Raw genomic sequence first — 16,433 nt, forward strand, 5'->3', positions numbered from 1 at the left:
GATCAAAAAATCCTCGATTGATCGCCGAGCCCAGGCTCAAGGCTATCGATAAACAGGCACGCGGCGAGCAGGTCCGCAGCGCCACCCGGCGATGCGTTCAGGCTCAACAGCTGTTGATCCAGTTCATGCAGGCAACGCCGACCGCCGAGGCTGGCGCTGCCGCCAGCATCCAGGACCCGTTGCGCGCCGAGTTGCATGGCTTCAAGTCCCGGCTGGCCAGCGCGGTACAGCACACAGGTGTCGGCCAGGGTGGTCATGATCGCCAGCAGCGCATCGAGTCGAGCGCTCTGTTCGCCGTGCCCGGCGGCGCGGCTGCGTTTCAACTGCGGCAGGCCATGTTGGATCACGGCTGGAAAGCCCAGCTGCGCCTGCTCCCGAGCGCCGCGTGCGCCATAACGCTGGGCGACTCTGGCACCGTGGCTGTTCTGCAACGGCGAATGGCGGTCATCGATCAATGCCAGTTTCGCTGCCCGCAGGCTCATGCCCGCCGCCGTGCAATGGCCAGGCTCCAGGGCCACCGCCGTCACCAACAGACCCAAAGCCCAAATAGCCCCACGATGGGTGTTCACGCCACCGGTGGTGTTGAGCATCGCCACTTCACCTTCGCGACCGATCCGGCCCACGGCCTCGCGCAGTGGCTGGCCAACGACGCCAAACTCAAGGGCGGCTTCGGCCATGTGCTTGAACGCTGGCCACAACGACAGCGCAGAAGCGTGCATCAAGCCCAGGTGCAGATCCTGATGCGCGCCGCTACCGCGACGGTCGACCAACGCCGGTTTCGGCGACAGGTCTGCTTCATCGATCAGCGCATCCACGGCCAGGTCAGCCAAACGGTCGGCCAACGAAACAACGACAGGTTGCAGGTTGAGTGCGCGCATCACCAGCTCCTGAATTGGGCGGGCGGGTTGTACAGGCCGCCGGACCACTCGACCAGATCGGCGACGCTTTTCGCGGCCAGCAATTCGCGGCTGGCGTCGGTGCGGCGGATGCCCAAATCTTCAGGTAAGGCGATCAAGCCTTCGCGGCGCATGCGCGCTGTATCTTTAGGGTTGTGACGCATGCCGATGGCCGTCACGCCTGCGACCGCAGCGATCATCGCCTGACGCTCTTCCAGAGTCCGCGCCTTGTACAGATAGGCGATGCCTTCTTCGGTGAGCAAGTGGGTCACGTCATCGCCGTAAATCATGATCGGCGCCAGTGGCATACCGCTCTTCTTCGCCACATCGATCGCGTCCAGGGTTTCGACGAACGTCGGTTTACCGCCTTCCTGGAAGGTCTCGACCATCTGCACCACCAGCTTCTTGCCGCGCTCAAGGTAGGCGGCCGGACCGTCACCGGTCTGCAGGCGCATGTCCAGCCAGGCCGGGGTCGCATGACGACGGCCGTGCGGGTCATGGCCCATGTTCGGTGCGCCGCCGAAACCGGCCAGGCGCCCACGGGTCACGGTCGAGGAATGGCCATCGCCATCCACCTGCAACGTTGCGCCGATAAACAGATCAACCGCGTACTGACCGGCCAATTGGCAAATCATCCGGTTGGAGCGCAGCGAGCCGTCACGGCCGGTGAAGAACACGTCCGGTCGCGCAGCGATGTAATTTTCCATGCCCAACTCAGTGCCGAAGCAATGAATGCTTTCGACCCAGCCACTTTCGATGGCTGGAATCAGCGTTGGGTGCGGGTTGAGGGTCCAGTTGCGGCAGATTTTACCTTTCAGGCCCAGAGACTCGCCGTAGGTGGGCAAAATCAGCTCAATGGCGGCCGTATTGAAACCGATGCCGTGGTTCAGCGACTGCACATTGTGTTTTTCATAAATGCCGCGAATCGCCATCATCGCCATCAACACGTGCACAGGCTTGATGTGGCGCGGGTCACGGGTGAACAGCGGCTCGATGTAAAACGGCTGATCCGCCACCACCACGAAGTCGACCCAGGACGCTGGAATGTCGACCCGAGGCAGGTCGCTGACATCATCCACCAACTGATTGACCTGGAAGATCACGATGCCATCGCTGAACGCCGCCGGTTCGACCAGTGCCGGCGTGTCTTCAGTGCTGGGGCCGGTGTAAATGTTACCGGCACGATCCGCCATGAAGCCGGCCGCCAACACCACGTTGGGGATCAGATCGACCACCAGCCGTGAGTACAATTCGATGTAGGTATGGATGGCGCCGATTTCCAACAAGCCATCTTCCAGCAACTGGCTGATGCGCAGGCTTTGCGTGCCGGCGAAGGAAAAGTCCAGCTTGCGGGCGATCCCGCGTTCAAACAGATCCAAATGCTCGGACCGGCCGACGCTGGGCATGATCATGTGCAGATCGTGCAGCTTGGCCGGATCGACCTTGGCCAGGGAACGGGAAAGAAAATCTGCCTGCTTCTGGTTGTTGCCTTCAAGCACCACACGGTCGCCGGGGGCCAACAAGGCTTCCAGCGCGGCGACGATATTCTCGGTCGGCAATACCACGCCATCGGCGAGAGACCGCACCTGCTCGAGTCGCCGCTGCTTTTCGCTGCGCCGACGCGACCAGCGCGGATCGGGTGTATTTATTGTTGTCATGCTCACTCCACGCGTTTTCGCTGTCGTGAGCCACCTTATGAGGGAATGATGAAGCGCATCAATCAAGCAAGGGATGAAATCATTACGGCTGGAGTAATGATTTCAGCCAGACGCTGATCCTCTGTAGGAGCTGACTTGTCTGCGATCCAGCGCGAAGCGTTGGAAAAAGTAGTGAATTCACCGCCGCCGGAAGGCCGTGCCGGCCTTTTCGCGGGCAAGCGCGCTCCTACAGTTTGCTGCGCGACAGCGCGGCGTCGAAGACAGGGCGGAATCTCCTACATGGACCCTGTAAATCAAACCGCCCAGTTGATCTGATACCGAGTGCTGCGCCCGCCGCCTGGGAGTTTCTCCAGACAGCCTTTGTCCAACAGATCACGGAGATGCCGGGTGGCGGTGGCTTTACTCACTTTCGCAACGGCCTGGTACTGCGCAGCGCTAATACCCGCGTCGAAACCTGCGCCAGGTTTATCAACCAACACATCCCCGTCGAGTAAACGGTTGAGCACTTTAATTTGCTCGGCAGAGAGGCCGTGCTCGCGGTACTGCTGCCAATAGCGCGCCTTGGCCAGGACTCGGTCAATGCGCTTTATGACCTGCTCCAGCGTATGCAGCAACGTGTGCAGAAACCACTCCAGCCATGGCGTGATATCCAGCGTAGCCTTCTGACTGGCTTCGAGAATGCTGTAATAGGATTGACGCGCACTGAGGATGCTTGCCGACATCGCATAAAAGCGAATGGACTGATCTTCGCCTTGAGCCAAAGCAAGGTCGGTGATTGCGCGCGTCAGACGACCATTGCCATCGTCAAACGGGTGCACCGTCACGAACCAGAAATGCGCGATGCCCGCTCGCAACAACGGGTCGAGACTGGCGTCTGTACGACTACTGTTGAACCACGCAAGGAAACGAGTGAGCTGTACGTCCAGCCCTGCTCGCGGTGGCGCCTCAAAGTGCACGGTAGGCCGATCCAGCCTTCCAGACACCACTTGCATCGCCTCTTCGCCGCGCAAGGTGCCGACGCGGATACCACGCATCAGCACCGTTTCTTCCGCAGGAAAGAGCAACGTATGCCAGTGCAACAACCGCTCAAGGGTCAAGGGCGACAGGTGTTGCCGGGTGGCATCAAGCATCAGCTCAGCCAAACCCTCGCTGCGTTGACTGACACGCTGATCCCCCGTTAACCCCAGGCGACGCGCCAGAGAAGAGCGCACAGATCCTGCATTCAGCTGCTCACCCTCAATGGCCGATGAGGTAATGATGTTCTGCAGCAACGTATCCAGTTCGGTCTGCGCGCTGGCATCTACCCCTGCCGCACCGATCATTCCCAGCAACCGCCCCTGAGCCTGCGAGCACCCCCGTAACAACGGCGCGAGTCGATCAGCCCGCCACGTGAAATGCGGCCAGTCGGATTGCTGCCATATCCAGTCGGTGGGTTCGTTCATGGGTCGTCCTGAAACGTGTGAGCCGAATAAAAGCGTTATTCGGCTCATTAGGTGAGCCGATTGTGCGATTTATTCGGCTCATCGTCTATATCGCAGGCACGCCCACACCGTCTAAACCAACCCCGCCGCCACCAACAATTCCTCCAGGCCCACCAGGTCCGGGATTTTCGCGACGGTGTCGCCGACTTGCACCGCCGCCAGTTCCAGTTCGGCCAAGGGCACGTCGACGTAGCTGAGTTGGCTGTCGAGTTTGCAGGAGCGAGGAATGCCCTGGGTCAGCAGCGCAATGAACTCAAGGTCGGCGCGGCCACCCAGGGCGTTGAGAACGACGATACGGGCCCGGCCGCCGACGCGGGTGCGGCTGCCGCAGGTGGCTTCGAAGCTGAGCAGCGGCAAGGTGCGGTTACGCCAGTAAATCGGTCCCAGGTACCAGATGGGCGCATCGGGCTCGGCGTTGCTGTCCTGATAGTCGATCAGCTCAGCCACGGCGACGTTGGGCACCAGCAGGTTGCGGTCGCCCAAGGGCAGCAGCAACCCCGTCAGGGTGGTCAGTTGGCTGGGGGTTGCGCTAGACATGTACCAGACTCCATTGGGCGATGCTTTCCAGCAATACTGACTCCTGATACGGCTTGCTCAGGTAGTCGTTAACACCAATAGCCATGGCGTGGTCGCGGTGTTTTTGTCCGGAGCGGGACGTGATCATGATGATCGGCAGGTCTTTGAGCCGGTCGTCATTGCGAATTTTGCTGGCGACTTCGAAGCCGTCCATGCGCGGCATTTCGATGTCCAGCAGCAGAATGTCGGGGGTGTGTTCCTGCAACAGCGCCATGGCATCGATTCCGTCTTTGGCCGTCAGCACACTCATGCCGTTGCGCTCAAGCAGACGGCTGGTGACCTTGCGCACCGTCACCGAGTCGTCCACCACCATCACCAACAACGGACGGGCTTGTGTGACCTCAATGAACTTCGGTGCTCTTTGGCCCGCGGCATGCTGCGCTTGCAGACGACCATACAAGGCGCGGATATGCGCTGGCAGATCGAGAATGAACACCACGCGCCCATCGCCAAGAATGGTCGCGCCGGAAATGCCCTGCACCCCGGCGAATTGCGCACCGAGGCTTTTCACCACGATTTCCCGCGAGCCCGCCAGCGCATCCACCTGCACGGCCACCCAATGGTCGTGCACATGCACCAACAGCACGGGCAACGGCTGGGTCTGGCCGAGCAGTTTGGGGGGCAGGCCATTGTTCAACAGCTCGCCGAGGTAGCGCAGCTCGTAGCTTCGCTCGGCGAAGTGGTAGCGTGGTGGATCGGACAGGTAACAGGTTTCCAGCTCGCCGGGCATCACCCGCACGATGCCTTCGACCGTATTGAGCGGCACCGCGTATTGCTCTTCCCCGCACTGCACCATCAACGCCCGGTTGACCGACACGGTGAACGGTAAACGGATTTGAAAGCACGTGCCCTGCCCCGGCGTCGAGTCGATGACCATTGAGCCGCCAAGCTGTTTGACCTCGGCGTGCACCACGTCCATGCCCACGCCGCGACCGGAGATCTGGGTGACTTTTTCGGCCGTGGAAAACCCGGCCTGGAGGATAAACTGGAGCAACTCGTAATCACTCAGTTCGGCATCCGCTTCCATCAAACCACGCTTTATGGCTTTGCGGCGCACGGCCCCGAGATCAATACCGCCGCCATCGTCACGCATCTCGATGACGATATCGCCGCCTTCGTGAACCATGCTCAGGCTGATCCGCCCCTCTTGCGGCTTGCCTACGGCTCGGCGTTCTTCGGCACTTTCCAGACCGTGATCGATGGCATTACGCAGCATATGCTCCAGCGGCGCGACCATGCGTTCCAGCACGCTACGGTCCATTTCACCTTCTGCGTCACCCACGTCGAAGCGAACCTGTTTATCCAGCTCGCCGGAGACCTGACGCACGATCCGCCGCAACCGTGGGAGCAGGCGTTCGAACGGCACCATGCGCGTGCGCATCAGGCTTTCCTGCAACTCCGTATTGACCCGCGCCTGTTGTGACAACAGCGCTTGCGCGTCGTGATTTCGGGTGTCGAGGGTTTCTTTAAGGTCGAGCAGGTCGGATGCAGACTCGAACAAGGCCCGCGAAAGTTGCTGCAACTGCGAATGACGGTCCATCTCCAGCGGATCGAATTCTTCATAGCCCAATCGCTCGGCTTGCACCTGCTCGCGGCTGAGAATTCGCCCCTGGGTTTCGATGTCCAGACGCCGCAACTGGTCGCGCATGCGCTCGATGGTGGTTTCCATCTCAACCAAAGTGACATGGGCATCGCTGACTTGCTGTTCGATACGCTCCCGGAAGATCGACGTTTCACCCGCCAGATTGACCAGGCTTTCCAGCTGTTCGGCCGCCACCTTGACCGTTTCCGGTGGGGTGCGCTCAGCCTCGGCTTCGGCCGTCGAAGACACTGCCACCGCGCTGGAGGGTGCAGCCTCGCGCGGCGCATCGTCCAGTGTCGCTTTGGCGGTGAGCGACCCCAAGCCGTTTGGGCTGCTGAAACGATGGATGCTCTCGATCAACAACGTGGCGCTGGGCAGCGGATGCCGCGCACGCACGGCGTCAAGCATGCCAGCCAACAGGTCGTGCCCGCTTTGCAACAGGCTGATCAGCAGTGGATTACTGTGCAACAACCCGGCTGACAGGCCTTCATAGAGAAATTCAAGTTCATGGGCCAGGTCGCCAATCGGGGCGATTTCCACCATCCGTGCGCCGCCCTTGAGGGTGTGCAGATCACGCAGCAGGTTTTCCACCTCAACCGTGTTTTGCGGCTCGTCCTGCCAGCGGGTCAAGGCGCCGCCGGAGCTTTCGACAATGTCGAAGCCTTCCTCAAGGAAGATCTCCAGCAATTCAGGGTCGCGCTCTTCGAGGATATCGACCGCTGATCTGACGGGTTTCGGCTCGACGTCAGGGCGTGAACCTTGGCCAGTGCCCTGGCGAAAATCACGGATATATTCAATCAACTCAGCCGGACTGCTGAGCGGCTGATGGTCTTGCAATTGCTCCAGCAGGATCGCCAGAAGGTCGTGGCTTTGCAGCAGCAAGTCAGCCAATGCGGACGAGTGACAGTAGCGGCGGTCGATCAAGCCTTCGTATAGGGATTCCAGCTCATGACCCAGATCGCCCACGGGGCCGATTTCAGCCATGCGCGCGCCGCCCTTGAGGGTGTGCAAATCGCGTTGCAGCGAGGACAGCGGCAACGGGTTGTCAGGATCGGACAACCAACGGTGCAATGCCTGCCCGGCGCTGTCGAGAATATCCACCGCCTCTTCGAGGAAGATTTCCACGATCTCGTCATCGAGGCCGCTTAGCGGTGCATCGGTCTCTCCGGGCTCCTGCACTGCGGACTGAATAGCGTGTTCAACCGACTGTTCAATCGCGAGTTGCTCGGTCGCTGCATTCAGTTCGGTGATGCTCAGCGAGCGGCTACCGTCGCTTTTGATCAGGCCCATGGCGCCAGGGTCGAGGGCTTGATCGAGCAATTCGCGCAAGGCCCGAATGCGCTCCGGGCTGGCATCCACCTCTTGGCCTGCCGCCACTTGGTCAAGCATGTCGATCAGGGCTTCGTGCGCCCTTTCAACCTCATGAAAGAAGCGCTCGCTGACCGCCAGGCTGCTTTCTTCAACCGCGCCATACAAGTCCAGCAGTGCCTCACACAGCTCATCCACCTGCGGCAGATCGGCCATGTGCGCCCCATGACCCAAGGTGGTCAACTCGTCGAGCAGAGCGCTTAATTCCTGGCGCTCGCCGGGATGCTGCTGCCAGCGCTGCAACAGGCTTTCGGCATCGAGCAGAATGTCCATGCCCTCGGCCAGAAAGGTCGCGATCAATTGCGGATTGCGCTTGATGCGCAGGCCGTTGCTCGGTGCGCTAAGGGCAGCCGCCAGGCGGATGTCCAGCAGCGAATGCGCCTCGTCGATCAGCGCCGCTGCGCCCACGATGGTAGCCAGCGGGTCACTGTCGAGCTGGAGCAGGCCCTGTCGAAACAAGGGTTCGGCGGCCTTCAGTAGCTGAATTTCTGCCTGCCTCAGCGGAATCAGATTGGATTTAAACTCGAGGATCAACTGATCCAGGGGTCTGGCCAACTCGGCTATGGGCAGCACGCCCGCCATGTAAGCGCTGCCTTTGAGCGTGTGCAGGGCGCGCTGCAGGTCGTCGCTGATGGGCGGTGACACCGCTTCGGTGGCGCTGTCGAGAAAGCGATTGAGCGTGTCGAGATGGCTTCGCGCTTCCTGACGGAAAATCTCCAGCAGATGCGGGTCCAACGCCTCATCGTTGGCATTGACGGTATGAGCCATGACCGCAGCGATGAGCACCTCTTCGCCCTTGGCCAGCGCGTGGGCACATGCAGCCAACAGGTCGACATCATCACGCTGATGCTGGGCATTGTCGGCGAATTCGCGAATAACCTCAGGCAATAAGGCCAGCACGTCAGCCAGTAAACGCCGAACGCGCTGATCGGGTTTGACGCTGTTCTCCATGATCCGGTTGAGCAGGTTCTCCGCGGACCAGGCCAACTCGCCGAGGATCAACGCACGGACCATCCGCCCGCTGCCTTTTAGGGTATGAAATGCCCGGCGGACTTCGGTCAGCGCGGCGGTATCACGAGGGTCATCGAACCATTGTGGCAAGTGCTCGTGCAGCGCCACCAACACCTCATCGGTCTCTTCGAGAAACACCTCAAGCAACTCGTCGTCCACCCGCTCTTCATCGGCGGGCGGCGGCAACAGGCTGGTTGGCACATAGAGGGCCGGCGGATTAACGGCCGAAACCGGGCTGGCAAGCACTTGGGCGATGGTCTGCGTCGGGCTGACCAGTTCCTGACGGGCCTGCAACTCAAGCAACTCGTCCTGACTGATCACCTCATCGAGCAGCGGCACCTCGACAACGGCGTCCGGTATCGGCGAATACCCGAGTCCCTCCAGACTGGACTGAGCCCGGTCGAGCACTTGCTCACCCGGCGCTTCATGATCCTGGCCCAAACGCTCCAGGTAATACTCAATACTGGTGAGGGCGTCTGCCAGACCATCGAGCTGACCCCAGGTTGGTGGCGTGTTGTCCTCCAGCAAATGCTCCTGGATGTATTCGTTGCAAACCGCGAGCAGGCTGGCTGCTCGCGCCAGCGGAATCATCGCCAGTGCCCCGCGTACCTGCACCAGCAGCGCGGGCAAAGGCTCGAGCCGATGCCGATCCCAAGGGCCGTCGATATAATCGATGATCATGTCCTTGGCCTGCTGCAGCCCGATACGCGCCTCCTTGATCACCAACTGATGGATCTGGGTCAGGTCTGTCGTTGGCAAGCGGCTGTTTTCACGGTGCGTCTGCTCCACGGTGCCGACCATCCCGGCCAGGGTCGCTTCGACGTACAAGAGTGCGCCAGCGACATCCATCAACGCAGAGTCATCGGCTTCACGTTGGCCCTGGGCCAAACCCTGAACAACCGCCAATTGATCGATGATGACTTTACGTGGCTGACCGAAGCCAAGGACGGCCAAGGTATCCGCGACCTGTTGCAGCGGCGGCAGCAGGCTGTTGAGTTCACCAACGTGCTTGCGGTCGCTGCGCACGAAGACGTCCAGGCGATCTTTGACCCTGACCAGCTCCTCGCATAGCGCGACCACCACCGAGCGCATCGCATCGCGATCCGGGCCCGCCAGCCGCGCACGCTCTTCGTCGACCAGCGCGGTATCGGGCAGGGACTCGGCGAGGCCGTATTGATCTTTGAGCAGCAACATAGGTGGCGCCTGGCTGTCGGATTTGGCGATGTAAAACAATAGGCTCTTGAGCAACTCATCTGGCGCCGGCTGATTGATTGCGCTGATACCCTGCTCGAGCAAGCGCTTGAGTTCCTTGTCAGACTCTTTGAGCAGACCGCGCAGCGCCGGGCTATTGGTGAACTGGCCGTCAGCCATGGTTGCGACCAGCGCCGACGCAATCTGCCACAACAGACCGAGCGGCGCGTCTTTGCACAATGCCTCAAGGCGGCTAAACACTTTGGCCATGTGACCGAGGTTGGTCTGCACCTCCTGCTCACGCAGTAAACCAACCAACGCCGCTTGGAGCATTTGCCGCCACTTGCGCAGCAGCGCCGCCAAGTCAGGGCTGTCTAGCTTGGCCAATGCCTGCGCGTCGAGTTCGGGAACACAGAGCAGTTGCGGGGCAAACAGACTGGTTTCCGACAGCAAGCTCTCGCCTCGGGCGCTGCGCAAATCATTCAGCAGCGGCAGCACCACAAGCGGCAAATCGCGTCTGGCGGTATGGATGCGGTCGAGGTAAACCGGCATCTGCACCATAGCCTGCGTCAGCAAATACACGGCTTCGGCCTGTTGCGCCACGCGACGTTGCTGCAACGCCAGCGCCAGTTGCTCGATTTCTTCGGCGAGCAGCGCCGCGCCATAGAATTCGATCATTTGCAGGCTGCCATGCACCTGGTGCACACAGCTCAGGCACTCAACCATTGAGGCCGGGTCCTGTGGGTGTGCGACAAACGCTTCGAGGGCTTGGCGGGCCTGTTTGAGCGTTTCGGCAATTTCGCCCTTGACCCATTCGAGGGCCACGTAGTCGTGCCGATCAGCCATAACAACTCCAGTCATTACCTATTATTTACCCGGGTGTTCAACCAGGGCCTTACGACGGTGGCAAGGTAAAACCAGACACCGAACGCCGCATCTCGCTGGCCATTTTCGCCAGGTTGCCGATACTTTCCGCCGTGGCCGTGGTGCCAGACGTCGTTTGTGTCGTGGTCTGGTGAATCACGCTCATGGTCCGGGAAATCTGCCCCGCAGAGGACGCCTGCTGCTGCGCAGCGTTGGTGATGCTCTGAATCAACGCCGCGAGGGTTTTCGAAACACCCTCGATTTCCTCCAGTGCCACCCCGGCATCGTGCGCCAGTCGGGCGCCGCGCACCACTTCGCTGGTCGTCTGCTCCATGGAGATGACCGCCTCGTTGGTGTCGTTCTGAATGGCCCGAACCAGGGTCTCAATCTGCTTGGTGGCCGACGAAGAGCGCTCTGCCAGCCGTTGCACTTCGTCGGCAACCACCGCAAAGCCACGTCCGGCATCCCCGGCCATCGAGGCTTGTATCGCCGCATTGAGGGCCAGAATGTTGGTCTGATCGGCAATATCATCGATCAAGCTGACAATATCGCCGATTTCCTGGGAAGACTCGCCCAAACGTTTGATCCGCTTGGAGGTGTCCTGAATCTGCTCACGGATGTTGTCCATACCGTTGATGGTGTTATGCACCACCTCGTTACCTTTATTGGCAATGGCCACCGAACGCTCCGCCACCGCCGACGACTCCGACGCATTGGCCGAGACCTCATCGATGGAAATCGCCATGTTATTGATCGCGGTCGAGGCAGCCGCAATCTGCAACGCCTGATGCTCGGACGCCGCCGCCAACTGCATGGCCGTGGTCTGAGTATCTGCAACCGCTGACGCGACTTGCTCCGCAGTCAGGTTGATCGTGGCCACCAGGTCGCGCAACTGGTCGATGGAGTAATTGATCGAGTCGGCAATTGCCCCGGTGAAGTCTTCGGTCACGGACGCGGCGACTCTCAGATCACCGTCGGCGAGGTTTTCGATCTCATCGAGCAGACGCATGATCGCGTGCTGATTGCGCTCGTTCTTCTCGGCGGTTTCGCGCAACTGCCGGTTGGTTTCGCGCACCATCACGATGCCGATCAAAATGATCGACATCAAGGCCAGCAGGCCCAGCAGGTAGCCGCCGATGCTGTGCATCGAACGCCCACTGGCCAGGTGCTCAAAATGATCGGCCAGCACCGACGCTTCATCGAGCAGGGTTTGCGAGGTGGTGAAGATAGTGCTGGCCGATTCACGCACTTGAAGCAGCTCGGGCGAAGTTTCGAGAATTTCATCCACGGAGCCTGAAACGAACTGGAACAGCTCGGCAATTTCGGTCAGGCGCACACGGGAATCGTGGTCCTGGACCTGGGTGATATTCATCACCGGATTGCCTTCAATCATGCCATTGAGCACCCGGCCAAACAGGCTTGCGTCGCGACCGAACGCATCGGCGGCCTGCACCGCGGTGTCATCCCCGGACAGTACAGTGTTGACCGAACCGAGAATTCGCTCAGCCAACAGCGACTGACGCTGCGCCACCGCCACCTGACTGGCCGGCGCATGATTTTGCAGAAGGCTGTCGACGACTTTTTCGTACTCGACCTGCAACTGCGGAATGGTTTCGGCCAGGGTTGCCGCCACTTGATGCAGGGACAGAACGGTCTGTTCACTGGCGACAATCACGTCGGTGCTCTTGCGCAGACTCTCCCAGTCCTTCTGCACGGCCTGCATTTCCTGACTCACGGCTGACGGCGCCGACGGCAACCCCGTGGCCTTGTCACCTTTTTTCAGGAAACCCCAGCGCAGATCAAAATCGTTGCGTGCGTCGGCCAACAGCTTGAACGCAGGCGCCTTGCCCGCGGCGGCTTCGGAGGCGTTTTTGGCGATTCGCTGAGACAACACGCGCAGCTCGCCTGCGTGGCCGATGTACTGTTTATCGTAATTCGACTGCGTGTTGAGGTAGGCGAAGTTAGCGAACAGCAACATGATAAAAATGATCAGGGCGACAAACAGCGCGGCGATCTGCGACCGACTGCGCTCACCCTCCAATGACCTACCTGTCTTGCTCATTATTCAGGGCCCCGCCTGGCCAGCAACATCTATTCATCCCGGAAATAAAAAAGGGCCCGTCGAGGCCCGCCGAAAAACGTTACAGCGCGACATCCATGAAGCCCGGTGATTGCGCCAGCGCATGCGGGCTGAAGACCAACCAGGCCTGTTCACGTAAGAACTGCCCCTGAATGAACGGCGCGACCCCCGCTTCGAACGCCACAAGTGGCTCAGGCATCAGGCTGCGTTGATTGAAATGCTGCACACCCAATACTTCATCGACCATCAGCCCGGCGAACACATCTTGATAGTCGACCACCAGCACCCGCCGCTGCTTGCGCACAGGCGACAACTCATGATCAAAAAACGCACACAAATCCATGATCGGCAGCAACCGCCCCCGCAGGTTGGCCACACCCTTGACCCAAGGCTTTACCCCAGGCAATACGGAGTAACGCGGCTCATGCAGGATCTCGCTGATCTCCCCCATGGGCGCCACGTAACACTGATCGCCCATGCGAAAACCGATCCCGCTCCAGTCTTGCAGTCGCGTCTCCTGCAAAGGCAGACCGGCCGCGAGAGAGCGACAGCGCTGATCGATTTCAAGGAGCAACTGGAAGGCGGTTTGCGACTCAGCCATGAGTGCGGACCGTCAGCCGGCCAATACCGCATTCAGGGTTTTCATCAGGGTTTCTTCGTCCACCGGCTTGGTCAGATAATCACGCGCGCCCTGGCGCTTGCCCCAGACTTTATCGGTTTCCTGATCCTTGGTCGTGATGATGATCACCGGAATCATGTTGGTGTCAGCGTCTTTAGTCAGCTGGCGCGTGGCCTGGAAACCATTGAGACCGGGCATCACGATATCCATGAGCACCGCGTCGGGTTTTTCCTGACGGGCCAGGGCAACGCCATCAGCGCCGTTTTCGGCTTTCAAGACGTGATGACCGTGCTTTTCCAGCATGCCGGTCAACTTGTACATTTCAGTCGGCGAATCATCAACGATCAGAATTCGAGCCATGGTATTCCCCATACGCAATGGATGCTCTCGACCCGCCAGGGTCACAGGGCATCAAGATACTTGTTGTTCTACTGCAACGAACTCCGGCACATGGGCCTTGATCGCGTTCAGTAGTTCTTCCTTGCTGAAAGGCTTGGTCAGAAACTGGTCTGAGCCGACTATCCGGCCCTTGGCCTTGTCGAACAGGCCATCCCTGGAGGACAGCATGATCACCGGCGTTGACTTGAATGCCCGGTTATTCTTGATCAGTGCACAGGTCTGATAGCCATCCAGGCGCGGCATCATGATGTCGACGAAAATGATTCGCGGGTGATTGTCGGCGATCTTCGCCAGCGCATCGAACCCGTCTATCGCGGTGATGACTTCGCAACCGACGTTCTTCAATAACGTCTCTGCGGTGCGGCGAATCGTCTTCGAATCGTCGATGATCATCACTTTCAAAGCTGTGGAATGCTGTTCCATGTTTGCTCTACCATCGCCGCGGCGAGTCGATTTGCTGCGTTGTGCCCGGCGTCTTCAGGCTGACATGGAGCTACCATGAGCCCCCAGCCCCTTAATTAACGGGGCCCAAGGCCAAGTGCCGAGCCTTTTTAGCACACTCTCCAGACGCAATCCATAAAGCCCGACGCTGCGCGCTTGCCTCTTGACCCAGCGCATGCACGGCGCCACCCTGACGCCTATTTTCAGGCCCAAGCGGCCCTTACCGACAGAGGATATTGCCCATGAGCGTTCGCCTAGGGATTGTCATGGACCCCATCGAGGACATCTCCTATAAAAAGGACAGCTCGCTGGCCATGCTCCTTGCCGCCCAGGATCGCGGTTGGTCGCTGTTCTATATGGAACAGCACGATTTGTACCAAAACGCCGGCCAGGCACGCGCCCGGATGAAACCACTGAAAGTCTTCGCCGACCCCGAACACTGGTTCGAACTGGGAGCCGAAATCGACAGCGGCCTGGACGACCTCGACGTGATCCTGATGCGTAAGGATCCGCCGTTCAATATGGAGTTCGTGTACTCCACGTACCTGCTCGAACAAGCTGAACGCGCCGGCGTACTGGTGGTCAACCGCCCACAGAGCCTGCGTGACTGCAACGAGAAGCTATTTGCCACGCTGTTCCCGCAATGCACGCCGCCGACTCTGGTCAGCCGCCGTATGGACATCTTGCGCGAATTCGCCGAACTGCATGGCGATGTGATTCTCAAACCGCTGGACGGCATGGGCGGCACATCCATCTTCCGCCACCGCGAGGGCGATCCAAACCTGTCGGTGACCCTCGAAATCCTGACGGCCAATGGCACGCAGCAGATTATGGCCCAAGGTTACCTGCCAGCGATCAAGGACGGCGACAAACGCATCCTGATGATTGACGGCGAGCCCGTGCCTTACTGCCTCGCACGTATCCCGGCCGCTGGCGAAACCCGTGGCAACCTGGCCGCCGGTGGTCGTGGCGAAGCCCGCCCCTTGACCCCGCATGACCGCTGGATCGCGGCCGAAGTCGGCCCGACACTGCGTGAAAGAGGCCTGCTATTCGTAGGCATCGATATCATCGGCGAGCACCTCACCGAAATCAACGTCACCAGCCCGACGTGCATTCGTGAAATCGACAATGCCTTCGGCACCAACATTGCGTCCATGCTGATGGATGCCATCGAGAAGAAGCTCAAGGCCAGGTAAACGCTATCCCCGGCCTGATCCCCGTGCGGGTTGCACAGGAATGAGGCCGATCCGGCCTGCTCCAGACCAGCGCACACCGCAGTATTTGCGACAGTGCGCTATCATGCGCGGCTTGTGAAAATGTTGGACTGATGATGAACGCTTTGGCCGACGATCTGCCCCCTGAACTCGCCCGTGCTGGCGTGCGCCCGGCTGATCGGCTTGGGTTTACCCTGATGATTGCAGCGCTGATCCACGTAGCACTGATCCTCGGTGTGGGCTTCGCTTACGTCAAACCGCCAGACATCAGCAAAACCCTGGAAATCACCCTCGCCACCTTCAAAAGCGAAGCCCCGCCGAAAAAAGCCGATTTTCTCGCCCAGGATAATCAGCAGGGCAGTGGCACGCTGGACAAGAAGGCGATCCCCAAGACTACCGAGCTGGCGCCATTTCAGGACACCAAGATCAACAAGGTGACGCCACCCCCTGCCGCCAAGCCGGTGGAAAAGCAGGTAGCACCGAAAACGGCGGTCGCGACCACCGCGCAGAAAACCCAGAAAACCGTGACCAAGCGCGAAGAGATCAAGCAAGAACCCGCCGTCAAGGCCGCGCCGACCTTTGACAGCTCGCAGCTGACCAGCGAAATTTCCAGCCTGGAAGCCGAGCTCTCCAACGAACAACAGCTGTACGCCAAGCGCCCTAAGATCCATCGCCTCAGCGCTGCGTCGACCATGCGCGACAAAGGCGCCTGGTATAAAGAAGACTGGCGTAAAAAAATCGAACGGATAGGCAATCTCAACTATCCGGAAGAAGCGCGGCGCAACCAGGTGTACGGTAATTTGCGGATGATGGTGTCGATCAACCGCGATGGCTCCCTGTTCGAAATATTAGTGCTGGAGTCGTCCGGCCAGCCGCTGCTCGATCAAGCTGCGCAACGTATTGTGCGATTGGCGGCGCCTTTTGCGCCGTTCACCGGCGATCTGGCTGACATCGACCGACTGGAGATCATTCGCACCTGGCGTTTCGCCCGTGGCGATAAGCTGTCCAGCAACTGAAGACCTGAACACCTATCACATTAGCCAGTTGTCAGGC

General features: G+C 59.9%; 10 protein-coding genes and 2 pseudogenes. 2 read left to right on the top strand and 10 right to left on the bottom strand.

Annotated elements, in window-relative coordinates; genetic code table 11:
• Nucleotides 1-2: 2 nt before the first annotated feature.
• From RHM55_RS13290 to pilG, 10 genes and pseudogenes are all read right to left on the bottom strand, one after another.
• Nucleotides 3-878 (bottom strand): triphosphoribosyl-dephospho-CoA synthase, encoded by an 876-nt coding sequence (locus RHM55_RS13290; protein WP_322176857.1) that lies wholly within the window; start codon nt 876-878, stop codon nt 3-5.
• Nucleotides 878-2,554: a malonate decarboxylase subunit alpha gene (mdcA, locus tag RHM55_RS13295; protein WP_322176858.1), complete on the bottom strand. Its 1,677-nt coding sequence runs from the start codon at nt 2,552-2,554 to the stop codon at nt 878-880. Before mdcA ends, RHM55_RS13290 begins: the two co-directional genes overlap by 1 nt.
• Before the next feature lie 293 nt (nt 2,555-2,847).
• On the bottom strand, nt 2,848-3,996 hold the full coding sequence (locus tag RHM55_RS13300; RefSeq protein WP_322176859.1) for a Fic family protein: 1,149 nt from the start codon (nt 3,994-3,996) through the stop codon (nt 2,848-2,850).
• Between the two features lie 111 nt (nt 3,997-4,107).
• Nucleotides 4,108-4,572, bottom strand: a complete 465-nt coding sequence (locus RHM55_RS13305; RefSeq protein WP_219063987.1) for a chemotaxis protein CheW — start codon at nt 4,570-4,572, stop codon at nt 4,108-4,110.
• Nucleotides 4,565-6,895: pseudogene (locus tag RHM55_RS25935) on the bottom strand (response regulator); the annotation flags it as partial. The gene RHM55_RS13305 and the pseudogene RHM55_RS25935, both read right to left, overlap by 8 nt.
• A gap of 80 nt (nt 6,896-6,975) precedes the next feature.
• Nucleotides 6,976-10,609: pseudogene (locus tag RHM55_RS25940) on the bottom strand (Hpt domain-containing protein); the annotation flags it as partial.
• Nucleotides 10,610-10,658: 49 nt separating this feature from the next.
• Nucleotides 10,659-12,689: a methyl-accepting chemotaxis protein gene (locus RHM55_RS13315; protein WP_322176861.1), complete on the bottom strand. Its 2,031-nt coding sequence runs from the start codon at nt 12,687-12,689 to the stop codon at nt 10,659-10,661.
• Between the two features lie 79 nt (nt 12,690-12,768).
• Entirely contained in the window at nt 12,769-13,308 is a 540-nt protein-coding gene (locus tag RHM55_RS13320) for a chemotaxis protein CheW (protein WP_322176862.1), read from the bottom strand.
• Between the two features lie 12 nt (nt 13,309-13,320).
• A complete protein-coding gene (gene pilH / locus RHM55_RS13325) occupies nt 13,321-13,686 on the bottom strand; it encodes a twitching motility response regulator PilH (protein ID WP_322176863.1) in 366 nt (121 codons plus the stop codon).
• 51 nt (nt 13,687-13,737) lie between these two features.
• Nucleotides 13,738-14,148 carry a twitching motility response regulator PilG gene (pilG, locus tag RHM55_RS13330; RefSeq protein WP_219063982.1) on the bottom strand — a complete coding sequence of 137 codons (411 nt, stop codon included), beginning with the start codon at nt 14,146-14,148 and terminating at the stop codon, nt 13,738-13,740.
• A 260-nt stretch (nt 14,149-14,408) separates the two neighbouring features.
• On the opposite strand from pilG, the gene gshB reads away from it, so the two are divergent.
• Together gshB and RHM55_RS13340 are read left to right on the top strand one after the other, a co-directional pair.
• A complete protein-coding gene (gene gshB / locus RHM55_RS13335) occupies nt 14,409-15,362 on the top strand; it encodes a glutathione synthase (RefSeq protein ID WP_322176864.1) in 954 nt (317 codons plus the stop codon).
• Between the two features lie 131 nt (nt 15,363-15,493).
• Nucleotides 15,494-16,396, top strand: coding sequence for an energy transducer TonB (locus RHM55_RS13340; protein WP_407074604.1), 903 nt, complete (start codon nt 15,494-15,496; stop codon nt 16,394-16,396).
• Nucleotides 16,397-16,433 lie beyond the last annotated feature (37 nt).

It is taken from the genome of Pseudomonas sp. MH9.2 (assembly GCF_034353875.1).
In the GTDB taxonomy this organism is placed as follows: Bacteria; Pseudomonadota; Gammaproteobacteria; order Pseudomonadales; family Pseudomonadaceae; genus Aquipseudomonas.

What these genes read in the sequence shown, in the direction of transcription:
- RHM55_RS13290 (WP_322176857.1), bottom strand. Translation starts at nt 878, where the DNA reads ATGCGCGCACTCAACCTGCAACCTGTCGTTGTTTCGTTGGCCGACCGT.
- mdcA (WP_322176858.1), bottom strand. Translation starts at nt 2,554, where the DNA reads ATGACAACAATAAATACACCCGATCCGCGCTGGTCGCGTCGGCGCAGC.
- RHM55_RS13300 (WP_322176859.1), bottom strand. Translation starts at nt 3,996, where the DNA reads ATGAACGAACCCACCGACTGGATATGGCAGCAATCCGACTGGCCGCAT.
- RHM55_RS13305 (WP_219063987.1), bottom strand. Translation starts at nt 4,572, where the DNA reads ATGTCTAGCGCAACCCCCAGCCAACTGACCACCCTGACGGGGTTGCTG.
- RHM55_RS13315 (WP_322176861.1), bottom strand. Translation starts at nt 12,689, where the DNA reads ATGAGCAAGACAGGTAGGTCATTGGAGGGTGAGCGCAGTCGGTCGCAG.
- RHM55_RS13320 (WP_322176862.1), bottom strand. Translation starts at nt 13,308, where the DNA reads ATGGCTGAGTCGCAAACCGCCTTCCAGTTGCTCCTTGAAATCGATCAG.
- pilH (WP_322176863.1), bottom strand. Translation starts at nt 13,686, where the DNA reads ATGGCTCGAATTCTGATCGTTGATGATTCGCCGACTGAAATGTACAAG.
- pilG (WP_219063982.1), bottom strand. Translation starts at nt 14,148, where the DNA reads ATGGAACAGCATTCCACAGCTTTGAAAGTGATGATCATCGACGATTCG.
- gshB (WP_322176864.1), top strand. Translation starts at nt 14,409, where the DNA reads ATGAGCGTTCGCCTAGGGATTGTCATGGACCCCATCGAGGACATCTCC.
- RHM55_RS13340 (WP_407074604.1), top strand. Translation starts at nt 15,494, where the DNA reads ATGATGAACGCTTTGGCCGACGATCTGCCCCCTGAACTCGCCCGTGCT.